Genomic DNA, 22937 nt, shown 5'->3' with positions numbered 1-22937 from the left:
TTGCTAGTGTACGAACAATACGGAGGTGTAAGACATGTCAAGGATTTCTAAAGAACAAGTGACACATGTTGCTCATTTGGCTCGACTCGAAATGAGTGAGGACGAAGTAGAAATGTTTACTGAACAACTTGCCGAAATTATTGAAATGGCAGAAAAATTAAATGAATTGAATACGGAAAATATTGAGCCAACATCCCATGTTTTTACTCAAAAAAATGTGTTGCGCGAAGATAAGCCAGAAAAAGGCTTGCCGCTTGAAGATGTAATGAGAAATGTTCCACATCACGAGAATGGCCAAATTAAAGTGCCATCTATTTTAGAATAAGGAGGGAGGCTGGAATATGTCATTATTTGATCATTCAATTAAAGATTTACATGAACTTTTACATAAAAAGGAAGTTTCCGTTTCTGACCTTGTCGATCAATCATTTAAACGGATTGAAGAAGTAGATGGTAAGGTCCAAGCTTTTTTAACAGTAGACGAGGAAAATGCTCGGAATAAAGCAAAAGAGCTTGATGGCCGTGTAGATGAACAGCTACTCTTTGGAATTCCTGCTGGTATTAAAGATAATATTATTACAAAAGATCTTCGCACAACTTGTGCAAGTAAAATGCTAGAAAATTTTAATCCGATTTATGATGCTACCGTAATGGAAAAGCTAAATCAAGCCAATGTTATTTCAGTTGGAAAGCTAAATCTTGATGAATTTGCGATGGGATCGACAACTGAAAATTCAGCTTTCCAAATTACAAAAAATCCATGGAGCCTAGACCGAGTTCCAGGCGGATCTTCAGGTGGATCTGCAGCAGCCGTAGCTTCTGGCCAAGTTCCATTTGCTCTTGGAACAGATACAGGCGGTTCCATCCGTCAACCTGCCTCTTTTTGTGGAGTGGTAGGAATGAAACCTACATATGGACGTGTATCACGCTATGGACTAGTAGCGTTTGCTTCATCACTAGATCAAGCGGGACCGATTACGAGAACAGTAGAAGATAATGCTCATGTATTACAAGTAATTTCAGGACTAGATTCTCATGATTCTACTACTGTCAATAAGGAAGTACCAAATTATACTGAAAGCCTAACTGGCGATGTAAAGGGCTTGAAAATTGCCGTTCCTAAAGAATATCTTGGCGAGGGAATTGGTGAAGAGGCACGTGAAGCTGTACTTTCAGCATTAAAGGTATTGGAAGGATTAGGAGCAACATGGGAAGAAGTTTCTCTTCCACATTCTGGTTACGGGGTTGCTTCGTACTTCTTGCTTGCATCATCTGAAGCGTCAGCAAACTTAGCGCGCTTTGATGGGGTCCGCTACGGATACCGAACTCCAGATCCTAAGAATTTAATGGAATTGTATAAAAAGAGTCGTTCTGAAGGATTTGGCAATGAAGTGAAGCGCCGGATCATGCTTGGAACTTTTGCACTTAGCTCTGGTTTTTATGATGCTTATTATAAAAAAGCGCAACAAGCTAGAACTTTAATCAAGCAGGATTTCGACAATATTTTTGAAAAATACGATGTAGTGATTGGACCAACAACTCCAACGCCAGCTTATAAAATTGGTGAAATGGTTGACGATCTAGTCACAATGTATGCTCGAGACTTGCTCACAATACCTGTGAATCTAGCAGGACTACCTGGAATCTCTGTTCCATGCGGATTTACAGAAGGACTTCCATTGGGACTGCAAATTATTGGAAAACATTTTGATGAACAAACCGTTTATCGTGTTGCTCATGCATTTGAACAAGCAACCGACTATCATAAGCAAAAACCACAATTGTAAGGGGGGAAAAACATGAACTTTGAAACAGTAATTGGGCTTGAAGTCCACGTAGAATTAAAAACTGATTCGAAAATCTTTTCACCAGCTCCGAATCAATTCGGATCTGAGCCGAATACAAATACATCTGTTATTGATTTAGGTTATCCAGGAGTCCTACCTGTACTAAATAAACGTGCAGTAGAATTTGGTATGAAAGCAGCGATGGCTTTGAACTGCCAAATCGCGACTGAAACAAAATTTGATCGTAAAAACTATTTTTATCCAGATAATCCGAAGGCTTACCAAATTTCACAATTTGACAAGCCGCTTGGTGAACATGGCTGGATAGAAATTGAAGTTGACGGAGTGAAAAAGAAAATCGGGATTACTCGGATACATCTTGAAGAAGATGCTGGTAAATTGACGCATGCTGAAGACGGCTCGCTAGTTGACTTAAACCGTGCGGGAACGCCTTTAATTGAGATTGTTTCCGAGCCAGATATACGTACACCTGAAGAAGCCTATGCCTATTTGGAAAAATTACGCTCCATTATTCAATTTACAGGTGTTTCGGATGTCCGTATGGAAGAAGGTTCATTGCGTTGTGATGCGAATATTTCTTTACGACCATATGGGCAAGAAAAGTTCGGAACGAAAGCAGAGTTGAAAAACCTTAACTCTTTCAACTTCGTTCGAAGAGGTCTAGCTTTTGAACAAAAACGTCAGGAAAAAGTTTTGTTATCGGGTGGCGAAATTCTGCAAGAAACCCGTCGTTACGATGAAGCGACAGGTGAGACAATTCTTATGCGTATCAAAGAAGGCGCAGACGATTATCGTTACTTCCCTGAACCTGATCTTGTCCAATTATATATTGATGATGAATGGAAAGAACGAGTTCGTAGTGAGATCCCTGAATTACCAGATGCACGTAAACAGCGCTATATTGAAGAACTTGGCTTACCAGCCTACGATGCAATGGTTTTAACATTAACTAAAGAAATGTCCGATTTCTTTGAAGAGACGTTAAAAACTGGTGCAGATGCGAAACAAGCCTCTAACTGGTTAATGGGCGAAGTGTCAGCATATTTGAACTCGGAACAAAAAGAACTGCATGACACTGCTCTTACTCCAGAAGGTTTAGCAGGCATGATCAAACTTATTGAAGATGGAACAATTTCATCTAAGATCGCAAAAAAGGTCTTCCGTGAACTGATTGAAAATGGCGGGGACGCTGAAACGATCGTTAAAGAAAAGGGTCTTGTCCAAATTTCTGATGAAGGTGCCCTTCTGCAAATTATTTCTGGAATCCTTGATGAAAATCAGCAGTCTATTGAGGATTTTAAAAATGGAAAAGGCCGTGCACTTGGATTCCTAGTCGGACAAGTCATGAAAGCTACAAAAGGCCAAGCCAATCCGCCAATGGTCAATAAGTTGCTTAAAGAAGAAATGGAAAAACGTTAAGAATAGAGTGCAAGTTATCCACCTTTGGATAGCTTGCATTTTTTTTGGAGGGTGGAAAATACTCTCGTATAGCGAGAAATACTCTCGTATGTCGGAAAATACTCTCGCATGGCGAGGGATACTCTCGTATAGCGAGGGATACTCTCGTATAGCGAGGGATACTCTCGTATAGCGAGGGATACTCTCGTATAGCGAGGGATACTCTCGCATAGCGAGAAATACTCTCGTATAGCGAGGGATACTCTCGCATAGCGAGGAATACTCTCGCATAGCGAGGGATACTCTCGTATAGCGAGGGATACTCTCGTATAGCGAGGGATACTCTCGTATAGCGAGGGATACTCTCGCATAGCGAGAATTACTCTCGTATGGGAAAGAATCTCACACTATAGAAAATCACGCGTATAAAGCACAGTCTTTTTCAGTGGATTGTCCCCCAACCAATCGATATAATAACTATATATTTATTCACCGAAAGGAGCAGTATTATGAATCTAGAACAGTGGTTTCAAAAAGGAATACCAGCTCAAGAATATATTCGTTCCATGCAGAATCATCAAGAAAGTACAATGAAAATTTTAGAACAGTTTCAAGTTCCTTCTAAAGATGAGGCTTTTTTCTCGGTATTAAGGCAAGAAAATTTGCGTGTTATTGTCATCACGGAAGATTGGTGTGGAGATGCGATGCTGAATGTCCCAATCTTACTAAAGCTTGCTGAAGAGGCAGGAATAGAAGTAAGGATGATTCTTCGCGATCAAAACTTAGAATTAATCGACCAATATTTAACGAATGGAAAATCACGTGCTATTCCAATCTTTGTTTTTATTGATCAAGAAGGACAGGAACGTGCAGTTTGGGGACCAAGAGCAGAGTCCATTCAAACTTACGTTGATGGAATGCGTGCTCAACTCCCACCAAAAGAAGACGAGCAGTTTGAAGAACAGCAAAAAGAAATGTATGCGAAAATGATGGAGAAGTATACAGCCGACAATTCTTTTTGGGCTGATGTTTATGAAAGTATTAAGACAAGACTACAAAAATAGTTATTAAAAATGAGGTGTTGGATGATGGAACAAGTAATAGATCAATATTTGCAATATTTGCGCTTACATAGAGAGACGCCGACTATTAATTATTTGCAACGCCTCATTCAGCACCATTTAACTTTAGTTCCTTATGAATCATTTAGTAAATTTCATTATTTTTCATTGGCACCCGATTTTATCCCGCCACTCCCGTTATTTGTACATAATTTAACAGAAAAAGGTTGGGGTGGCACTTGTTTTACTCTTAACATTAATTTTGCTCGCCTTCTTACAGAACTAGGATTTACTTGTTCTTTTGTCAGAGTGGAACCGGGCCATCTTGCTATAATGGTAGAAATCCGGGATAAAAAGCTGTATGTAGATGTTGGCTACGGCTCACCTATTATGAAACCAGTAGATTTAGAGGCGAAGCCCATCCACAAGATGCATGGTTTTGGAGAAGAAATCATAATTTCTAAACAATGCTCGAATTTATATGAAATCGATCGTCGTTCCAATGGAAAAACTTTTGTAAACAAACAAATCAATTGGACGGCACTTTCAGAAACAGATATTTCAGAAGATATCCGGATGTCCTATCTTGACGATGATGAAAATATTACAATGAGAAGAATTACTGCTGTTCGTTTTAATGGTCACCAGTGTTTTTATCTCCGTAATCAAACGATGAAAGTAATGACATTTCGTAATATTAGTGAAGTTAGGATGGATAACTGGGACAGGTGGTTAAAATTAGTTCGAGATGTCTATCAGATTGAAGAAGAATCCATTAGGGAATCGATCGATTTTCTCAAAGAAAGGGATATTACATTATTTTAGATTCATAGATTGTCAAAATGAATATAAAAGGTGATGAAAAGAATGAGTGCTTCTGATCAATTACGTGTTATGACTTATAATTTAAGAAACAACAGTGATGTTCCACCCAATTCTTGGGATGAGCGTAAAGGATTGATTCAAGAGTTAATTCAGCGAGAAAACCCTGACATTATTGGTACTCAAGAAGGACTTTATCCGCAGGTAAAGGATATGGAGGATCTACTTCCAAACTATGGTTGGATTGGGCTTGGCAGAGATGGCGGAAGCAATGGTGAATTTATGACGATTTATTATAAAAAGAGCCGTTTCGACGTGTTAGAATATAATCATTTTTGGCTTTCAGAAAAACCTGAAACGATGGGCTCTATTTCTTGGGATAGTGGATGTACACGAATGGCAACATGGGCTCGATTGTTTGATAAAGTAACGAAAAAAAGTTTTTATCATTTAAATACTCATTTAGACCATGTATCTGAGGAAGCTCGAATTAAAGGTGCAGAAGTGATTATCCAAAAAGTGGAGAACTTCAATTCAAAGCTCCCGATTATCGTTACTGGCGATTTTAACACAGTGGCTGGATTAGAGACCCATCAAACTTTTATAAATCAAGGTGAGTTTGTTGATACTTGGGAGGATGCAACCGAAAGGATAAACGAAGAGTTAGGAACTTTTAATGGTTTTCAAAACCCTTCTGGTGGAGAGGGCCGAATTGATTGGATTCTCTACCGAGGGAATGTCAACACAGAGTCTGTTAAAATTGTCAATGATCTACCTGATGGAAGATTTCCAAGTGATCATTTTCCAGTGATTGCTGATTTGACTAATCACGGTTGACCGATTGAAATATTTCATTGAGTTTGATGATAGCTACTGCTAAAAATCCTCATTCATAGCCATAAGTACAAATGGTGATCAAATTGTGGTCATTATAAACAAAGGACTGTCCAATTTAGGACAGTCTTTTCATTCTATACTCAGAAATTGTTTTCGATAGGTTCTAAACAGAACAAGGATTACAATAGATACAATGAAGGAAGTAATGATTCCAATAATGATAAAGAGAAAAAAATCGGTTCCAGGCAGATTCATAGAAAATGGTGTTAAGCTAAGAACCAATAAATCGATAATAATACATGCAGTTAAAATTTTTTTTGTTTTTTTAGCCAGTTCGTTAAAATGATATTTACTCGCTAATTCAATCAACCCTTGAAATAAAAAATAGATAAAGATAAGTGCAAGCAATTGGATAGCTGTTGATCCTAGTAATAAGGTAAACACATCACTAGATGGTTCAAATCCTTCTGACAAACTGATTTCCCTCATAAACATAGCCGGAATAGAGACGATCGCGAGGATGATAGCGACTTTTTTTGCTTTCGAAAATGTATGAGAGAACGAAACTAAATCATTCATGGCAGATGCGACAATAAAGTAACCAATAAAATCTGGCAACAGGTCAAAATGATTAATTTTAAAGCTAAGGAAAACAAGTAACATTCCCCAGAAAACTTTTGTCATCGCTTTTGCTATTCCGTTCACTAGCGTGCCTCCTTTACAATTTCTATAATGTCTTTTTCGTTAAAATACGGAGAATGGTTAATGGGAACTGTAAGTCTGAATGGTTTATCATCCTCGTCTTTCCCCTTTATCATTAAATAAAATTTATATATATGGAGACGATTCGGATCTGTTTGATTAAAATTAAGGTGATAATTAATTGTTAAGGGCTCACCACTATTTCGTGTAAATGGTGTAAACTGATCGATTTTTTCCTTAAGTTTACCAGATTCATATTTTACTTCATTTATCTCCAGCGATAAGCCAGATTGGAGGTTATCAATAAAAGGAACTTGGATCTCGGTCACTTCTATATTTGTTTCTGCTATTAATAAATAAGAACCGCTCCCATCACTAGAACTGCTGCTACTCTGAGATAGAAGTGGTGCATCACGATTATCCACAAAGAAATGTATATCTCCAACCTCTTTCCGTTTTGATTCTCCATTAGTAAAGAAAATATCCAATTCATTTATTTGCATATCATTTTTGATTTCTTCCAAAATTATATCTGTTATTTCAAAGTCGGCAACTTTGTGAAGATAATGGTTGTAGGTGCCCAAGGTTCTATCATATGTTGCTGGTAATTGAATATCTGTCCCTGGTATCATAACCCAAGCAATTCCTACATTATCGCTACGGTTCGTGAGATAATGGAATTCAAAATAGTACCCGTTAAGTAGTGGTACTTCACTGCGATGTAAAAATATAATTGGTTCCTCAAGCTGTTTACTCGAATATACGACATAATTCCCAATTACACTTGCAATCACAAGCACAATACTAAACAAAAGCAAGATTTTATTTCTTTTCAACGCCGATCTGCCCCCTTCAAAAATATATTCAATAAAAAAACAAATAAACCTTTCAAAAAGTGTAGGGTTTTATAATTATATGACGTTTATTAATATAGAAGTGTGTAAAATGGAGGAGTGCTCTACCATGAAGAAAAAAAGTATTGTATTTTTCCTTATCTTGATTATTGTAATATTGGGATACATAAAAAAGAACGAACTTTAGATGACTTTTTCTCCTATGCCTGTTTTGATTGAAGGGGAAGCAGCAATTGTAGTAGACGAAACAACTGGAGAAATTATTTTTGCAAAGAACGAACATCAGAAGTTTTATCCAGCAAGTACTACTAAGTTATTAACAGCTTTAGTCGTTTTGGATAGAAGTTCACCTCATGAGAAAGTAACAGTGGGTGAGGAAGTTTATTTACAAACAGAAGGGGAATCACGAGCTGGTTTATTTGAGGGGCAGGTTCAGTCGGTGGAGGCGTTCTTAGGTGCGATGCTTTTGCAGTCTGGCAATGATGCAGCACGGTCACTTGCCGTTTATATTGCTGAAAAAGAGAGTAATCGCGAATTATCGTCACTCGAGGCTATTAATTTTTTCGCCAAATTAATGAATGAAAAGGCACTAGAAATTGGAGCAACGGAGTCTTACTTCGTTAATCCACATGGGCTTCATGATCCTAAACATTATTCGTCAGCAGTAGATTTGATGATAATCGCGAAGGTTGCAAAGGAAAATGAGGTTATTTCTAACATTGTAAATCAGGCTTCCTATTCTACTAAAACCCATACATACACAAATAGGAATCAATTACTAAATCCAAATAGCCCTTATTATTATGAAAATGCGACTGGCCTTAAGACAGGTTTTACGGATGAAGCAGGTTATTGCCTCGTTTCTACTGCTGAAAAACAAGGTCAGTCCTTAATTGCTGTTGTACTTCATTCCGGAAAAGAAGCTGTTTGGGAAGACTCAATCAACTTGCTTAATTATGGGTTTCAAAACTTAAATTAAAAAACTGTAGGGGTGACTATAAGTAACCACGTCTATATAAATGCAAAGGGGGGAGAGAAGATTTGGATGATGTACTCATTGAAAAAATAAAAAATGGGAATGAACATGCCTTTCGTGTACTAGTAGAAAAGTACCGAAACGTGATTTTCCATGCAGTATACGGCGTGTTACGCAATGAAAAAGATGCGGAAGATGCTACGCAAGAAGTGTTCATGAAAATCTATACTTCTCTCCCCCAATATGAGAAGCAAGGATTTAAAACATGGATTACGAGAATTGCGGTCAATCATGCGATTGATATGAAGCGTAAGAAAGTAAGAAGAAAAGAAGACCAACAAGTTGAGTACGATGAGATAGGTCTTGCTCCCCAGCCTTCGCCGGAAAATGTAGAGTTGAAGATCATTAAAAAGGAAAGACAACAGCTGCTCAGACAGCGAATTAAGGAACTCCCAGATAATTATCGAGAAGTTGTAGAGGAATTCTACTTAAATGATCGAACTTATCAAGAAATTGCTGAAAAACAGCAAGCGCGAGTGAAAACTATTGAAGTAAAGTTGTACCGTGCACGACAATGGATGAAAAAGCACTGGAAGGAGGATGAATTTTCATGAAACATATGACATACGATAATTGGCTTCAATATGTAAATGACGAACTTGATGAAGAGACACGTAACCATTATGAAAACCATCTTTATAGCTGTGACGACTGCTTAGAACTATATTTACAAGCAGTTGAAGCAAATGAATTCCAGTTGCCCGAATTGACAACTAGTTTTACGGATTCCGTTATGCAACAGGTACAAGGTATGGTTAAAGGCGAAAAAGATACTAGCAAAGCAGTTACACAAAATAAATTCAGGAAGCAGACAATCACCCATTACATTTTAGCTGCTGCGATGACATTGATCCTTATGTCTACTGGGGTGTTTTCTCAGTTAATGAACGTTGCTGGGACGATTGAAAATAATGAAACTAAGCAGCCAGAATCATTTGTTCACTCATTTTTAAATAAAAAGGATTCTATTTTAGATAAATTTGAAAACAACTTTAAGGAGGGAAATCAATAATGAATAAAAATCCGTTTATTGCCTTTTTACTCGCCTTTTTCCCTGGCGGGGGGCTCATGTATATTGGAAAAATATTACGTGGATTGTTTTATACAGCGACTGTTTTTGGTATACCACTTTTTGCAGTCTTGCTCACTATTGCATCTAATGAAGAAATTTTCCTTCTTATCGCGCTAGGAGGCTTACTCTTCTATGTCGTTAACTTTATCGATACGACTGTTACTGCGTCTAAATTATATAATGAATCGAACTTAAATCAGGATGGAGCCGTAACTGGAAAACCTGAAAAACCCCATGATTCAGAGAGGTTTTTCACGATTATCCTTTCCTTTATACCAGGTCTCGGTCATTTTCAATTAGGTTTGGTTTATCGAGGAATGACCCTGTTAGTAGCTTTTTTCGGGGCAGCGATTATGATCTTTTTCGTCACGATGATGACGGGAAGGGGAGAGTTTCTTATCTTTCTCGCTGCACTGCCAATCATTTGGTTCTTCGGTTTCTTTGATGCTATCAAGCAGTTGGAAAAGAAGAAAAATGGTGAGAAGTTAGAGGATAAATCCATTCTAGATGACTTGGAAAATCGGAATTCAGAAGGTAAGAAGAGCAAAGCTATTGCTACCTTATTGTCGATTATTCCCGGAGCAGGGCATCTTTATCTCGGGTTGCAAAAGCGTGGAATTCAATTAATGGCAGCCTTTCTTTTCTCCATTTATATATTGGATGTATTAAGGTTAGGGATCTTTCTCTTTATCGTTCCGATCATTTGGTTCTTTAGCTTTTTTGATGGATTACAGAAGGCTACGAGGATAGATGAAGACTTAGAAAATGAAGATGTGCCGCTCGTATCATTTTTTGTCAATCATCAAAAATGGGTTGGAATTGGCTTGATTGTGCTTGGACTTTATTATTTCGGAACTCAAGTTGTGATGCCAGTTGCATCCCCTTATTTAAGAGAATTACTTCATATCGATATTGACTATTGGTTTTACGGTTATTTTCAAACAGCATTCCTTTGCATTTTGTTAATTGGCGGTGGAATAAAATTAATGATGGGAAGAAAATCACAGTCCTCGAAAAAAGAAGGTGAAGAAAAATGAGAACGTGGAGAGTCGGCTCCTTTTCAATGGGAGGAGCCCTTGTTTTTCTAGGTGTATTCTTGATGTTGCAACAGTTTCTCGGATGGGATCCCGCCTTCGTTATCATGACTTGGTGGCCTGTTCTTCTCATTATTCTAGGAGTAGAAATTCTAGTATATCTATGGTTTTTTCGCAAAGAGGATAGCCGTGTGAAATATGACTTTATTAGTATTATCTTTATCGGAGTCATTGGGACTGCTGGGATTGGTATGGCTATTTTGCAGTCAGTCGGCTTGCTTGATTTAGCGAATCAGTTCGTTTCCGCTGAAGTTCGTGTTGACGATTTACCAAAATATGAAGAACAGCAATTGGACGGCATTACCCGCATTCAAGTGGAAACCGGTGCATACCCGATTGTCTTTGAGGGAACAGATAGCAAGGAAATTTCCATATTTGGAACTTATCGTGGCGAGACAATGGGGAAAAAATCATTTATTGAAAAGGTTTCAGACTATGCTTTTATCGAAAAAAAAGGTGATACTATTTTTGTGAAATTTAAGGAAACCCCATATAAACTTTTATACGGTGGTAATTTTAGTAATTTAGATATTACTATGTTAGTACCTAAAAATCTAAAGTTAGAAGTGACAGGAGGCGGTTATGTTAACGTCAATCCGAGGGGAATAGAGAACAATTGGGATTTTAATAGAATGGGTCATATTGAGGTAAAAGCTGATATAGAGTCGAATATGAAAATAGATGTGCGAAATACTTATTTATCCGAAGCAGCAGATTGGGAGCAAATAAAGCAAGGCAAGGATGATGACGATCAAGTTCAATCCGCAACAAGAAAGTATGGAGACGGAAAGTATCTTTTAACAATCGAGTCTGCAGATTCTGTATCGGTTACAGAGTAAAGATAAAAGGAAGTGGCTGTCTAAGTTAGGTTAACTAACTTGACAGCCACTTCTTTTTTTGTATTGGGACGCAATCACGTCCTTCCTTCGAAGCACCTTTTACGAAACCTTAACAAAGCTTTACAAGGTATTCATTTTAAATTGATATGTGCGGTGTAAAATCAGCGTGTACTCATTAATAAGCAAGTTGTTTTTAGAAAGGAGAATTATCTTTACTTTAGGATCAGTCAGCAAAGAGCCATTTAACGATTAAGTAATGAGGAAGCTGGTGAATAAAACGTTGGAAAAAGCAGGGACACTTTCAAGGAATTCATATCCAATAAAAACAAAGTTACATAGCAACTTAAGAAAACTCCAAAGGTCTATAAAAAGGAATTATCTTCTATATTTATTGGTTTTTCCGGTAATCGTTTATTTTGTGATCTTTAAATATATTCCTATGTATGGCGTCCAGATAGCATTTAAAGAGTTTATTGCTACTGAAGGGATAACGGGGAGCCAATGGATAGGGACAGAACATTTTGAAAGGTTCTTTAATAGTCACTATTTTTGGAGATTAATTAAGAATACTTTAGGTATCGGTGTTTACCAATTGCTTGTCGGATTTCCCATTCCTATTATATTAGCTCTATTAATTAATGAAGTAAGGAAAAATGCATTTAAACGCTTTGCCCAAACCATTACATATGCACCGCATTTTTTATCCGTCATTGTTTTAGTAGGTATGTTGTTTTTATTCCTATCCCCTTCAAATGGAATTATCAATAAATTAATTGTTTTGTTTGGAGGAGAACCCATATTTTTTATGACGGAACCGAGTTGGTTTAAAACAACTTACGTATTTTCCGGTGTGTGGCAACAAATGGGGTGGAGTTCCATTATTTATTTAGCAGCTCTGTCAGCAGTTGATCCACAACTACATGATGCTGCAAAAATCGATGGTGCTAGTAGAATTCAAAGGATATGGCATGTAAATATTCCAGCTATACTGCCAACGATCATTATTTTGCTCATTTTACAGTCGGGCGATATTTTAAGTGTTGGTTTTGAAAAGGTGTTTTTAATGCAAAACGAGTTAAACATGGAATCTTCGGATGTTATAGCGACTCATATATATAGGTCTGGTATTCTAGGTGCTCAATATGATTACTCTGCAGCAATTGGACTTTTTGAATCAGTAGTCAACTTTATCATATTAATTATGGTTAATAACTTTGCAAAGAAAACGAGCTCTACTAGTCTTTGGTAATACGGAAAGGAAGGATTGAATGGTTAAAGAAAGTTATGGTGATCGACTTTTTGGAGCTTTTGTTTATGTAGTTCTTTCCATTATTGCAATTATTGTCATTTACCCGCTTCTTTTTGTTTTAAGTGCATCCCTTAGTGATCCTTCTGCCATTTTAAAAGGGGATATTTGGTTATTGCCTAAGGGTTTTACAATTGATTCTTATATTAAAGTTTTTCAAAACGATAAAATTTTAATCGGTTATAGAAATACGATTTTTTACACTGTGTTTGGCGTAGTGATTAATTTATTGCTTTCCGTCATGATCGCTTATCCTTTAGCAAGAAAGGATTTTGTCGGTAAAAATATAATTACTTTGTTTCTTGTATTTACAATGTTCTTTAGTGGTGGAATGATCCCTACATATCTATTAATCAAAGATTTAGGAATGCTGAATACAATATGGGCTGTCTTAATCCCTGGAGCTGTATCTGTTTACAACGTCATTATTATACGAACATTTTTTCAATCCATACCGATTGAATTGCAAGAGTCTGCTGAAATAGATGGATGTACAAGCATACAGTATTTGATAAAAATATTGCTTCCATTATCTAAACCAGTTATTGCAGTAATGGTTCTATTTTATGGAGTTGGACATTGGAATGCGTTCTTTGATGCTTTAATTTATTTAACGGATCAGACCAAGTTCCCTCTACAACTTTTTTTACGGGACATGCTCATTAAGGATGACATGTCTGATATGGCACAGATAAATGATGACACTGTTGCACGCTATTTAATGCAAATCGAGGGGATAAAATATGCCGTTGTTATCGTGGCAAGCATACCGATGTTAATCCTCTATCCATTTTTACAAAAGTACTTTGTTAAAGGTGTGATGATTGGTGCCTTGAAAGGTTAATGAACGAAGCCTTTAAAGGGGGGATGCCATGATTTATAAATTTAAATCCTAGTAAATCTATTTAAAAAAGGGGAGAAATGAAATGTATAAGAGAAAAATTGTTGCTGGACTGTTGATCGCAATAATGGTGTTAATGGCTGCCTGCGGTAATAAGGAGAAAAATATAGAACAATCTGGTGCAGAAGCGAAAAAAGTACTTAATGAATCGGGTTTTCCAATCGTAAATGAACCTGTTGAATTAACTTTTTTTACAGGGAAATCTGCGACGAATGGCGATAAATTTGAGGAAACTCTTGTCTGGAGTGAATATGCTGAAAAATCGGGTATAAAAGTTAACTTTGAACTAGTGCCCTTTGAAAGTTTAACAGAAAAAAGGAATCTTTCCCTTGCTGGCGGAGATTATCCAGATGCTTTTTACTCAGCTCGAGTTTCATCTGCAGATTTAGCAAAGTATGGAAAGCAAGGCACTTTTATACCACTTAATGACTTAATCGATAAATATGCGCCAAACTTTAAAAAAATATTAGATGAAAACCCAGATGTAAGAAAAGGATTAACAATGCCTGATGGTAATATCTATTCTTTCCCATCTTTCTATGACCCATCTTTTTTACCGATGTTAATTGGAACGCCGCTTTGGGTTAAAGAAGAATGGCTAGATCAATTAGATATGAAGGTACCAGAAACAACGGAGGAATATTATACATATTTGCAAGCTGTTAAAGAAACAGATTTAAATGGTAATGGGCAACTGGATGAAATACCATATAGCGGTGTCGGAGTTGGTGCCTTGCTTGATCAATTAAAAGGAGCTTGGGGAGTAGGCAATCGTGGGTTGGGACATAAGTATATTGATGTTGATCCAGGAACAAACGAGCTGCGCTTCTTCCGTTTGGATGAAAAATATAAAGAGCTACTCGAATATGTCAATAAACTATACAAAGAAGGGCTTATAGATCAGGAAATATTTACTCAAGAAAGTACTCAACAATATGTAAAGGGAGCGGATAACAGACTAGGTTCAACAATCGTTCCCAATCCTGCAACTTTGATGAATGATGATGGCTTTATCGGCTTAGGAGCCTTAAAAGGACCGCATGGAGACCAACTGTATACACACTTAAAAGTTCCTATGGTACATGTTGGAGCATTTGTTATTACGGATAAAAACCCACATCCTGAAGCAACAGTTAGATGGATGGACTATTTTTACAGTGATGAGGGGGCAACCTTCTACTTTATGGGCAAAGAAGGAGAGACGTACGAAAAATTAGCAGATGGAAGTTTGAAATACAATGAAGACATTACAAATAATCCTGACGGCCTAACACAGGATCAAGCCTTGTCAAAATATTTTACTTGGCTTGGAGGCAGTTATCCAGGCTATGTAAAAAAAGAATGGTTTAACGGATCCGAAACCCTTCCGAATGCTGTCGCAGCTGGTGAAAAGGCTAGTCCTTATATTATTGATGAACTTTGGAACTCCTTTAACTTTACGGATGATGAAACAAGATTTTTACAAACACAGGGTGAAGATATTCATACTTTTATTGGTGAAATGGAAGCAAAATTCATAACTGGTGACACTTCCTTTGATGAATGGGATCAATACGTAGATAAGGTTAATAAAATGGGATTGGATAAATATATGGAAGTCCAGAATGAAGCATATAAAAGGTATATGGGTGAATAAGTTTTAAAATATAAAGGCTATGAAATTTCGGTTTCATAGCTTTTAAATTTGGACAAATATTCATAATCAAGACAGTCATGAATTTTCGGTAAAGCAAACTACTTGGCGATTAACTCTGCCGAAGTTGAGTTGTAAAACAATCATACAACTGATAAACTTTAGCTCTCTGCTTGTCTCACTTAATGGATTTTAATCCAAAAAAAAGGTATGATATTGTCAATAGACAAGACTGTATAGGAATTGGCAAGGCAATACCTATTTATTAATGATAGGGTGATGAGAGTGAATAGAGCAAGAATTATTTATAATCCGACTTCCGGTAGGGAAATTTTCAAGCGTAGTCTTGCGGATGTTTTACGAAAATTAGAGGAAGCTGGTTATGAAACGTCCTGTCATGCTACAATTGGTGAAGGCGATGCGATTAGAGCAGCAAAGGTAGCTGTTGAAAGAAAGTATGACATTGTTATTGCTGCTGGCGGCGATGGAACAATTAATGAAGTTGTGAATGGATTAGCAGAGCAAGACTATCGCCCAAAGCTCGGCATTATCCCCACCGGTACAACCAATGATTTTGCGAGAGCTCTTCAAATACCTAGGGATATTGATGCGGCTGTCGATGTTATTATTAAAAATGACACAATCCCCGTGGATATTGGTCGAATGAATGATCATTATTTTATTAACATTGCGGGCGGGGGCAGATTAACAGAGTTGACATATGAAGTTCCAAGTAAGTTAAAAACTGTTCTTGGTCAGCTCGCTTATTATCTAAAAGGGATTGAAATGCTGCCTTCTATTCATGCAGCAGAGGTAAGTATTGAATATGATGGTAAGTTATTTGAAGGCGAAATTATGCTTTTCCTAGTTGGATTAACGAATTCGGTTGGTGGCTTTGAAAAACTTGCACCAGATTCTTCTGTAAATGACGGCTTGTTTACATTAATGATACTGAAAAAAACAAACCTCGCTGAATTTATTAGGATTGCATCATCAGCTCTTCGTGGCGAGCATATCAATGATCCGAATCTAATTTATACAAAGGCCAATTACATTAAAGTAAAATCTCCAGTAAAAATGCAGTTGAATATTGATGGGGAGTATGGTGGGCTTTTACCAGCTGAATTTTCTAACCTTTATCGCCACTTAGAGGTGTTCGTACCGATTGATAAAATTAGACCTCAAGATAAAGTGTGATCTCTTTCCACGTGGTATTAGATTAACCAAATAAAAGGTGGTAGTTTAAATGAATATTACGATCTGGAATGAAAACAAACATGAAAAAATGAATCCAAAAGTAAGCGAAGTCTATCCAGAAGGCATTCACGGAGCTATTGCAGAAGCCTTTGAAGGTACAGGACATACGGTCCGTACAGCAACTCTTGAACAACCAGAGCATGGACTTACAGAAGATGTTTTAAAAGAAACCGATGTATTATTTTGGTGGGGACATATGGCTCATCACGAAGTTTCTGAAGAAATCGTGAATCGTGTTCATAAACGTGTACTCGAAGGAATGGGTCTTGTTGTATTACATTCTGGGCATTTCTCGAAAATTTTCAAGAAATTAATGGGGACTTCCTGTGATTTAAAATGGCGAGAAGCTGATGACCGCGAGAGACTTTGGGTTGTTGACCCATCCCATCCAATTGCCGAAGGGATCGGTGAATATATTGAGTTGGAAAAGGAAGAAATGTACGGTGAACACTTTGATATACCTGCGCCAGATCAGTTAGTATTTGTAAGCTGGTTTGAAGGTGGGGAAGTATTCCGTTCAGGATGTACATACCAAAGAGGAAATGGTAAGATCTTTTATTTCCGTCCTGGTCATGAAACTTATCCAACTTACTATAATAAAGAGGTCCGAAAGGTATTAATTAATGCTGCTAATTGGGCGAAGCCAGTTGATCGTTCCTACCCAACCTATGGAAATGTAAAACCTTTAGAAACAATCTCTCCTAAATGAGAAATTTCTAGTTACAAGGAGCCGACGTCCTAGTTTATTAGGGCGTCTCTCTTTTAGTAGAAATTAGCCAAGTTTTTTGTTCAGATATAGGGTTGATAACGGGTGGCACGAATAATTTTATGAAAAAGTGAAAAAATATAAAAAAAAGGGCTTGTATTATAATCATAATATGGTATATTACTAATTGAGAATGAATATCATTATCTACAGAAGGCTTAATAAGTCTTTATTTTTTTGAATTCGATTGATAATCATTATCAGTTGAGGATGTTACATAATAACCAGGAGGGAACAAAATGAGAAAGATTAGTTTTATACTAGCACTATTAGTGCTAACAATTGGATTAGCTGCTTGCGGGGCAGATTCCAAAAATGAAGGTGAAGGTAAAGAAAATAATGGAGGAAATAGTGAGCAAGCTGAGACTATGACTCTTAAACATGAATTAGATGAAACTACTTTCGATAAGAATCCTAAGAAAGTTGTAGTTTTTGACTTTGGTGTTCTAGATACAATGGATAAATTGGGAATTGAAGTTATCGGTCTTCCAAAAACAAGCATTCCTAATTATTTGTCAAAATATGAAGATGATAAATACGAAAACGTTGGAAGCTTAAAGGAACCAGATTTTGAAAAAATTCATGCATTAGATCCAGATCTAATTATCATTTCTGGACGTCAATCAAGTCTTTATGATCAATTTAAGGAAATTGCACCAACGATCTATATGGGCTTGGATACAACAAAATACATGGAATCATTTAAATACAATGTGGAAACAATCGGGGAAATCTTTGGAAAAGAAGATCAAGCCAAAACAGAATTGACTGCTATTGATGATAAAATTAAATCATTATCCGATGAAGTATCACAGTTAGATGGGAAAGCATTAGTTATGCTAGCTAATGAAGGCAATATGAGTGCATATGGATCTAATTCTCGTTTCGGAATTATCCACGATGTTTTTGGATTTAAACAAGCAGATGAAAATATTGAGGCTACAACACATGGTCAAAGTATCACTTCAGAATATATTTTAGAAAAAAACCCTGATTATCTCTTTGTTATTGACCGCAGTGCAGCGATTGGGGGAGAAGTAAAGGCAAACGAAACAATCGAAAATGATTTAGTGAAGAAAACAAACGCCTATAAAAATGGAAAAATCATTTATCTTGATCCTGAAAGCTGGTATCTCTCAGGTGGCGGGCTTGAATCTGTCGCTATCATGGTAGACGAAATCGAAGGTGCCCTTAACAAGTAACAGGTACTAATTGAAATTTGATAAATTCTGATGAATGAAAAGCTGTTTCAAAAGTAGAAAATTTACTTTTGAAACAGCTTTTTTTATTTTTTATAAAAGATTCTGGAGACCACTAATCCTACAACACCTAATAGTATAAACAAGGCAGCCCTAATGGCGACTGAGACAAAATGAATATCTATTAATATGATCTTCCCAAGTGTCACAAATAAAATTCCTACACCAACATATTTACTCTGTTGAATTTTAGTAGAATGACCTACTACCATGAAAAAGACCGCTACTGCCACCCAAAGAACGCTCGTAATAAAACGTTCCTCGTTTTGGCTTGCGTCTCCAGCGATTAGACTTGAAATCATGGAAGTAAAGACTAATATTAAAATCGCTAAATAAGGCGTTCCCATACTATAAGCTAATGATTTTTCCTTTTTGGTGGAAGCAGGAAGGTGAAGGATGCCATAGCCTGTTGCAACTATAAAAATAATCCAGTGTAACATCTCCCAAGAAAGCCAATTTGAGATAGGATAGTTCGCCATCATGAAAAAGCATATCACATAAGTAATTAGAAAGAGCAGGAAATGGAAAACACTTTTATATTTTTGTGATAGGAACATGAAGATAAGACTAGAGCCGATAATAACCTCAAAGCTAAGCTCTGGAATGAGCATTTCTGTGAAAAAGAGGAGGCTAGCCAAAATATTGGCAACAAAAATCGGCGCACGAAGCTGGTCTTTCTGATAAAAGTAAAAGCTGGAACTATAAATAATAAACATAGCAGCAAAAATAACTGCGGATTCCTGATCTGTTAAAACGATAGAAAGCCATAATGACGATAACATTAAGCTCGAAAATAAACTATATGCTTGGCACTTTAACATATTCTTTGTCTTTAAAAATCCGTAAAGAATAGAGAATTGTTGAATAACGACTGGGGAGACCGCGAGCCATTTAAGTTCAACAGGAATTTGGACGATAAGATAAAATATTAATAAGGACATATGCAAGAAAATAGCAGAAACAATGTATAGTATTTTATAGCGATATCGCAAGGCAAGCCAAAGAAATAGTGTGTAAAGAATCGTTTCATATAAGATGAATAAAGGAATATTGGATACAGTATTTTCAATTAAAAATGGTACAAAGACACCGCCAACTGTGGAAACAATACCAATTCCTTGAGATTTGTATTTGTACGTGAAAAAGAGTCCCAGTCCAATCCAAATAACATTCAGAACAAAAGAGACTGTTGGGCCAGTCATACCATATAGTTGATGCATCGCAAAAGTTGTGAACATAAGAGTGGGGATGGCACCGCCAACTAAAACTTGGCCTAAAATCTTGCGATGACGTTTTATTTGCAACATCCCGATGAGGATTAAGCCAATTGCGACTGAAAAACCCATCATTATTTTAACGAGATTTGTTATGAGTCCAAAATCGGAGACAGCCTTAAACCCCCATAAAAGTCCAATTATGAGGACAAAAATAAACAGTCTTGGCAGTATCTTTTGGAAGATTAATACATCCCATTCGATCGGTTTGCTCTCTGTATGTTCAGTTGGTTTTACAGGAAGTGGTGAAGCAATGTTTTTTGGCTGCATTGTTACATTTAAGCGCTCCTCAAGATATTTAACTCGGTTTTCTAAAAATTGAACCCGCTCTTCTAAAGACGGCTTCTCCTCCATGCACGTTCCTCCTTTCAAAAAAGTGTAGTATACTACTATATTAAGCAATGTTTGTGAATATCCTTCTTTTTGGCTGTATTTCGGGTCGTGACAGGCACGCCCCGAAAAATGTCGAATCTTTATTTAGGAAAGGAGATTGTTTTGACTTGTTATCTCAATGGTTAAAAGACTCTAATTATACGGTCGTATTAACGGGAGCAGGTATGTCAACAGAAAGTGGTTTGCCTGATTTCCGCTCTTCTAACAATGGGTTATGGACAAAGGAAGATCCAAGTAAAATAGCAAGTACAGAGGCATTGAATCAAAACGTTGAGATGTTCTTTGAATTTTATCGTTACCGTGTATTAGGTCTTAATGAGGCCCATCCACATAAAGGTCATGAAATTTTAGCGAAATGGGAAAAGGCAGGACTGATCAAGAGCATTATTACGCAAAATATTGATGGTTTTCACTCAGAGGCGGGCAGCGAGAATGTGATTGAATTGCATGGAACGATGAAAAAGGTTCATTGTCAAACATGCGGTAAGGAATATGGTAATGAAAAATATGCAAAGGAAGAATTTATTTGTGAATGTGGCGGGACCTTAAGACCGTCTGTCGTATTATTCGGGGAAATGTTGCCAGAGGATGCATTAATGAAAGCTGCTGAAGAAAGTGAAAAAGCAGATTTGTTTATCGTTCTTGGTTCTTCTCTAACGGTTTCACCAGCTAATCAATTTCCATTAATCGCTAAACAAAATGGGGCTAAATTTGTCATTATCAATATGGAACCAACTGAACTGGATATGTTTGCTGACCTTGTCGTTAATGAACGTAAAATTGGTGAAGTCCTGAAAGAACTAGATAAATAAGGAAATCCCTCCACTTATTTGCGGAGGGACTTTTTGTAACACTGATTATTTCAGATCTTCAATAGAATTAACATCTTCCATATAAGTTGGAACAGTCAAACCAATTTTAACGTTTTCCATGCTAATACCAAGATCTAAAAATTTACCTTCAAATTTTTCTGCATATGATTGGTGAGTAACTGGCAACCACCCAGCAAGAAGAGCATCAGCACTTCCATCCGCAACCGCTGTCCACATTGGACCAGCTTCTACTTGGGAAATTGTTACCTTATAACCGAGGTCTTCTAATACGATTTTCATTACATTAGTACTAGCAATTGTACTATCCCATGCAACATAGACAAGTTTAAATTTGTCACCGTCCACTTTATTTACGCCTTCGGTCCATTTTTCCACTTTTTCTTTGTTCTCATCGATCCAGTTTTGAGCAGCGACTTCAGGTTTTTCACCTTCTTGAATATCAACCATGATCGCTCCCATGTCAGCGTCTTCCCATTTGAATTGAGATAGGACTTTGAAAGCCTCTGGATGATCTTCCTCTAAGCCTAGGCGGCCGATCGAATGAATTTCTTCTGCTCCACCGTATGAACCTTTAGGGTCATCTAAATATTTTAAATCATATTTGGAGAACATCCAATGCGGATTCCAACCAGTAATAATAATTGGTTCTTCCTTATCGTACGCTTTTTTAAGTGCAGCAGTCATGGCAGCGCCAGATCCGGAAACTAGTTCCCAATCATCTAATTCATAGTCTTCAATCGCTCTTTCTGATGCCTGCATAATTCCAGCGCCAGGATCGATTCCTGTAATTTTATAATCGACACTTTCACCAACGGATTTGGAGCTTGTCTTTGTTCCGTTGTCACCATTACTTGACCCTGCATCATCACTTCCACAAGCAGCCAGCCCAAAAGCTAGAAATGCTGCTGCACTTAATCCTGTAATTTTCTTTGCAATATTCATTTACACAGTTCCCCCTTGTTTTTTCTTTCCTACATTTTGTGTAATTCTATCTAAAATGATCGCTACTATTACAATTGCAAGTCCGGCTTCAAATCCAACACCGGTTTTCAATTGCGTAACAGCTCGGTACACTTCTGTACCAAGGCCTGGTGCACCAACCATAGAAGCTATAACGACCATAGATAACGCGAGCATAATACTCTGATTAATCCCAGCCATAATTGTGGGCATGGCGAGTGGAATTTGAACTTTCATTAACCTTTGGCCAGTAGTTGAACCAAATGCTTCTGTTGCTTCTATTAGATCCTCTGGAACTTGGCGAATCCCGAGAATAGTTAAGCGAATCGTCGGTGGCATCGAGAAAATAACGGAAGCCACAATACCTGGTACAACGCCAATATTGAAAAAGAAGATGGCCGGCAATAAGTATACGAAAGCTGGCATCGTCTGCATGAAATCCAATATAGGTGTAACTATTTTCCTAACCGTATTTTTCTGTGATGCCCAAATCCCAATGGGAATTCCTAAAATAATAGAGATGATGACTGAAGTGATTACGAGGGCTAACATCTCTAACATCGGATTCCAAAATCCTAAATAATCAACAATCAAAAAACCAATCAAGGAAAAAATGGCTATTTTTCGAGTTGATACGAGCCAAGCAATGAGACCGAAGATAACGGCAAGCAGAATGGAGGGGATAAAACCAAGTACTGAAACAATTCCTTCTACGGCACCTTCCAGTAAAACTGTAATTCCGTCAAATACTGAGCCAAACTTATCAATCAGCCAATCTAATAGATTATCAATCCATGTGGCGAGCGGGATTCTCGGTAAAAGATTTTCCAAA

The 22937-nt window shown here is 37.2% G+C and carries 23 protein-coding genes; 18 read left to right on the top strand and 5 right to left on the bottom strand.

All coding sequences use genetic code 11. The features are described from left to right. The first annotated feature begins 34 nt into the window (after positions 1-34). The 6 genes from gatC (at position 35) to BN1243_RS09280 (ending at position 5926) form a co-directional block, all read left to right on the top strand. Entirely contained in the window at positions 35-325 is a 291-nt protein-coding gene (gene gatC, locus BN1243_RS09305; RefSeq protein WP_062106193.1) for an Asp-tRNA(Asn)/Glu-tRNA(Gln) amidotransferase subunit GatC, read from the top strand. Between the two features lie 16 nt (positions 326-341). Next, complete coding sequence (gene gatA, locus BN1243_RS09300) at positions 342-1787, top strand: Asp-tRNA(Asn)/Glu-tRNA(Gln) amidotransferase subunit GatA (protein ID WP_062106189.1); 1446 nt, start codon at positions 342-344, stop codon at positions 1785-1787. Between the two features lie 12 nt (positions 1788-1799). Next, a complete protein-coding gene (gene gatB, locus BN1243_RS09295) occupies positions 1800-3227 on the top strand; it encodes an Asp-tRNA(Asn)/Glu-tRNA(Gln) amidotransferase subunit GatB (protein ID WP_062106186.1) in 1428 nt (475 codons plus the stop codon). 488 nt (positions 3228-3715) lie between these two features. Then, positions 3716-4270, top strand: a complete 555-nt coding sequence (locus BN1243_RS09290; RefSeq protein WP_062106183.1) for a thioredoxin family protein — start codon at positions 3716-3718, stop codon at positions 4268-4270. Positions 4271-4294: 24 nt separating this feature from the next. Next, the gene (locus BN1243_RS09285) at positions 4295-5092 is read left to right on the top strand and encodes an arylamine N-acetyltransferase (protein ID WP_062110532.1); all 798 of its coding nucleotides are present in this window, start codon (positions 4295-4297) and stop codon (positions 5090-5092) included. Between the two features lie 42 nt (positions 5093-5134). Further along, on the top strand, positions 5135-5926 hold the full coding sequence (locus BN1243_RS09280; RefSeq protein ID WP_062106180.1) for an endonuclease/exonuclease/phosphatase family protein: 792 nt from the start codon (positions 5135-5137) through the stop codon (positions 5924-5926). 129 nt (positions 5927-6055) lie between these two features. Here the strand turns inward: BN1243_RS09280 and BN1243_RS09275 are convergent, their stop codons facing one another. Both BN1243_RS09275 and BN1243_RS09270 read right to left on the bottom strand, forming a co-directional pair. Next, positions 6056-6631, bottom strand: coding sequence for a hypothetical protein (locus BN1243_RS09275; protein ID WP_062106177.1), 576 nt, complete (start codon positions 6629-6631; stop codon positions 6056-6058). Further along, a complete protein-coding gene (locus BN1243_RS09270) occupies positions 6631-7464 on the bottom strand; it encodes a hypothetical protein (protein WP_062106174.1) in 834 nt (277 codons plus the stop codon). Before BN1243_RS09270 ends, BN1243_RS09275 begins: the two co-directional genes overlap by 1 nt. 220 nt (positions 7465-7684) lie before the next feature. Between BN1243_RS09270 and BN1243_RS09265 the strand changes: the two genes are divergently transcribed. From BN1243_RS09265 to BN1243_RS09215, 11 genes are all read left to right on the top strand, one after another. Beyond that, positions 7685-8461, top strand: a complete 777-nt coding sequence (locus BN1243_RS09265) for a D-alanyl-D-alanine carboxypeptidase family protein (RefSeq protein WP_062106170.1) — start codon at positions 7685-7687, stop codon at positions 8459-8461. A 62-nt stretch (positions 8462-8523) separates the two neighbouring features. Beyond that, positions 8524-9072, top strand: a complete 549-nt coding sequence (locus BN1243_RS09260) for an RNA polymerase sigma factor (protein ID WP_062106168.1) — start codon at positions 8524-8526, stop codon at positions 9070-9072. Beyond that, complete coding sequence (locus tag BN1243_RS09255; protein WP_062106166.1) at positions 9069-9530, top strand: anti-sigma factor family protein; 462 nt, start codon at positions 9069-9071, stop codon at positions 9528-9530. Before BN1243_RS09260 ends, BN1243_RS09255 begins: the two co-directional genes overlap by 4 nt. Continuing rightward, complete coding sequence (locus BN1243_RS09250; protein ID WP_062106164.1) at positions 9530-10627, top strand: hypothetical protein; 1098 nt, start codon at positions 9530-9532, stop codon at positions 10625-10627. Before BN1243_RS09255 ends, BN1243_RS09250 begins: the two co-directional genes overlap by 1 nt. Next, positions 10624-11523 carry a LiaF transmembrane domain-containing protein gene (locus BN1243_RS09245; protein ID WP_062106162.1) on the top strand — a complete coding sequence of 300 codons (900 nt, stop codon included), beginning with the start codon at positions 10624-10626 and terminating at the stop codon, positions 11521-11523. Before BN1243_RS09250 ends, BN1243_RS09245 begins: the two co-directional genes overlap by 4 nt. A 256-nt stretch (positions 11524-11779) precedes the next feature. Next, positions 11780-12772, top strand: a complete 993-nt coding sequence (locus BN1243_RS09240; protein WP_084781866.1) for an ABC transporter permease — start codon at positions 11780-11782, stop codon at positions 12770-12772. A 19-nt stretch (positions 12773-12791) separates the two neighbouring features. Next, the gene (locus BN1243_RS09235; protein WP_062106160.1) at positions 12792-13673 is read left to right on the top strand and encodes a carbohydrate ABC transporter permease; all 882 of its coding nucleotides are present in this window, start codon (positions 12792-12794) and stop codon (positions 13671-13673) included. An 82-nt stretch (positions 13674-13755) separates the two neighbouring features. Then, positions 13756-15366: an extracellular solute-binding protein gene (locus tag BN1243_RS09230; RefSeq protein WP_062106158.1), complete on the top strand. Its 1611-nt coding sequence runs from the start codon at positions 13756-13758 to the stop codon at positions 15364-15366. A gap of 282 nt (positions 15367-15648) precedes the next feature. Continuing rightward, entirely contained in the window at positions 15649-16560 is a 912-nt protein-coding gene (locus tag BN1243_RS09225; RefSeq protein WP_062106155.1) for a diacylglycerol kinase, read from the top strand. Between the two features lie 49 nt (positions 16561-16609). Continuing rightward, entirely contained in the window at positions 16610-17329 is a 720-nt protein-coding gene (locus BN1243_RS09220; RefSeq protein WP_062106153.1) for a ThuA domain-containing protein, read from the top strand. A gap of 296 nt (positions 17330-17625) precedes the next feature. Next, positions 17626-18588 carry a siderophore ABC transporter substrate-binding protein gene (locus tag BN1243_RS09215; protein ID WP_062106150.1) on the top strand — a complete coding sequence of 321 codons (963 nt, stop codon included), beginning with the start codon at positions 17626-17628 and terminating at the stop codon, positions 18586-18588. An 83-nt stretch (positions 18589-18671) separates the two neighbouring features. On the opposite strand, the gene BN1243_RS09210 is transcribed toward BN1243_RS09215, so the two are convergent. Then, complete coding sequence (locus BN1243_RS09210; protein WP_062106148.1) at positions 18672-20273, bottom strand: DUF2339 domain-containing protein; 1602 nt, start codon at positions 20271-20273, stop codon at positions 18672-18674. Positions 20274-20419: 146 nt separating this feature from the next. Between BN1243_RS09210 and BN1243_RS09205 the strand changes: the two genes are divergently transcribed. After that, the gene (locus tag BN1243_RS09205) at positions 20420-21124 is read left to right on the top strand and encodes an NAD-dependent protein deacylase (RefSeq protein ID WP_062106146.1); all 705 of its coding nucleotides are present in this window, start codon (positions 20420-20422) and stop codon (positions 21122-21124) included. 45 nt (positions 21125-21169) lie between these two features. Here BN1243_RS09205 and BN1243_RS09200 read toward each other — a convergent pair whose 3' ends face one another. Then, positions 21170-22081, bottom strand: coding sequence for a glycine betaine ABC transporter substrate-binding protein (locus tag BN1243_RS09200; protein WP_062110529.1), 912 nt, complete (start codon positions 22079-22081; stop codon positions 21170-21172). A gap of 6 nt (positions 22082-22087) precedes the next feature. Further along, positions 22088-22936, bottom strand: a complete 849-nt coding sequence (locus BN1243_RS09195; RefSeq protein WP_062106143.1) for an ABC transporter permease — start codon at positions 22934-22936, stop codon at positions 22088-22090. Position 22937 lies beyond the last annotated feature (1 nt).

The sequence above is a fragment of the Bacillus niameyensis genome, from assembly GCF_001375535.1.
GTDB lineage: Bacteria > Bacillota > Bacilli > Bacillales > Bacillaceae_C > Lederbergia > Lederbergia niameyensis.
Note: the sequence above shows the minus strand (reverse complement) of the source record. Positions and strands in the feature narration are given on the sequence as shown.

Coding starts and splice junctions, on each gene's coding strand:
- gatC (WP_062106193.1), top strand. CDS start 35: ATGTCAAGGATTTCTAAAGAACAAGTGACACATGTTGCTCATTTGGCT.
- gatA (WP_062106189.1), top strand. CDS start 342: ATGTCATTATTTGATCATTCAATTAAAGATTTACATGAACTTTTACAT.
- gatB (WP_062106186.1), top strand. CDS start 1,800: ATGAACTTTGAAACAGTAATTGGGCTTGAAGTCCACGTAGAATTAAAA.
- BN1243_RS09290 (WP_062106183.1), top strand. CDS start 3,716: ATGAATCTAGAACAGTGGTTTCAAAAAGGAATACCAGCTCAAGAATAT.
- BN1243_RS09285 (WP_062110532.1), top strand. CDS start 4,295: ATGGAACAAGTAATAGATCAATATTTGCAATATTTGCGCTTACATAGA.
- BN1243_RS09280 (WP_062106180.1), top strand. CDS start 5,135: ATGAGTGCTTCTGATCAATTACGTGTTATGACTTATAATTTAAGAAAC.
- BN1243_RS09265 (WP_062106170.1), top strand. CDS start 7,685: ATGCCTGTTTTGATTGAAGGGGAAGCAGCAATTGTAGTAGACGAAACA.
- BN1243_RS09255 (WP_062106166.1), top strand. CDS start 9,069: ATGAAACATATGACATACGATAATTGGCTTCAATATGTAAATGACGAA.
- BN1243_RS09250 (WP_062106164.1), top strand. CDS start 9,530: ATGAATAAAAATCCGTTTATTGCCTTTTTACTCGCCTTTTTCCCTGGC.
- BN1243_RS09245 (WP_062106162.1), top strand. CDS start 10,624: ATGAGAACGTGGAGAGTCGGCTCCTTTTCAATGGGAGGAGCCCTTGTT.
- BN1243_RS09240 (WP_084781866.1), top strand. CDS start 11,780: ATGAGGAAGCTGGTGAATAAAACGTTGGAAAAAGCAGGGACACTTTCA.
- BN1243_RS09235 (WP_062106160.1), top strand. CDS start 12,792: ATGGTTAAAGAAAGTTATGGTGATCGACTTTTTGGAGCTTTTGTTTAT.
- BN1243_RS09230 (WP_062106158.1), top strand. CDS start 13,756: ATGTATAAGAGAAAAATTGTTGCTGGACTGTTGATCGCAATAATGGTG.
- BN1243_RS09220 (WP_062106153.1), top strand. CDS start 16,610: ATGAATATTACGATCTGGAATGAAAACAAACATGAAAAAATGAATCCA.
- BN1243_RS09215 (WP_062106150.1), top strand. CDS start 17,626: ATGAGAAAGATTAGTTTTATACTAGCACTATTAGTGCTAACAATTGGA.
- BN1243_RS09210 (WP_062106148.1), bottom strand. CDS start 20,273: ATGGAGGAGAAGCCGTCTTTAGAAGAGCGGGTTCAATTTTTAGAAAAC.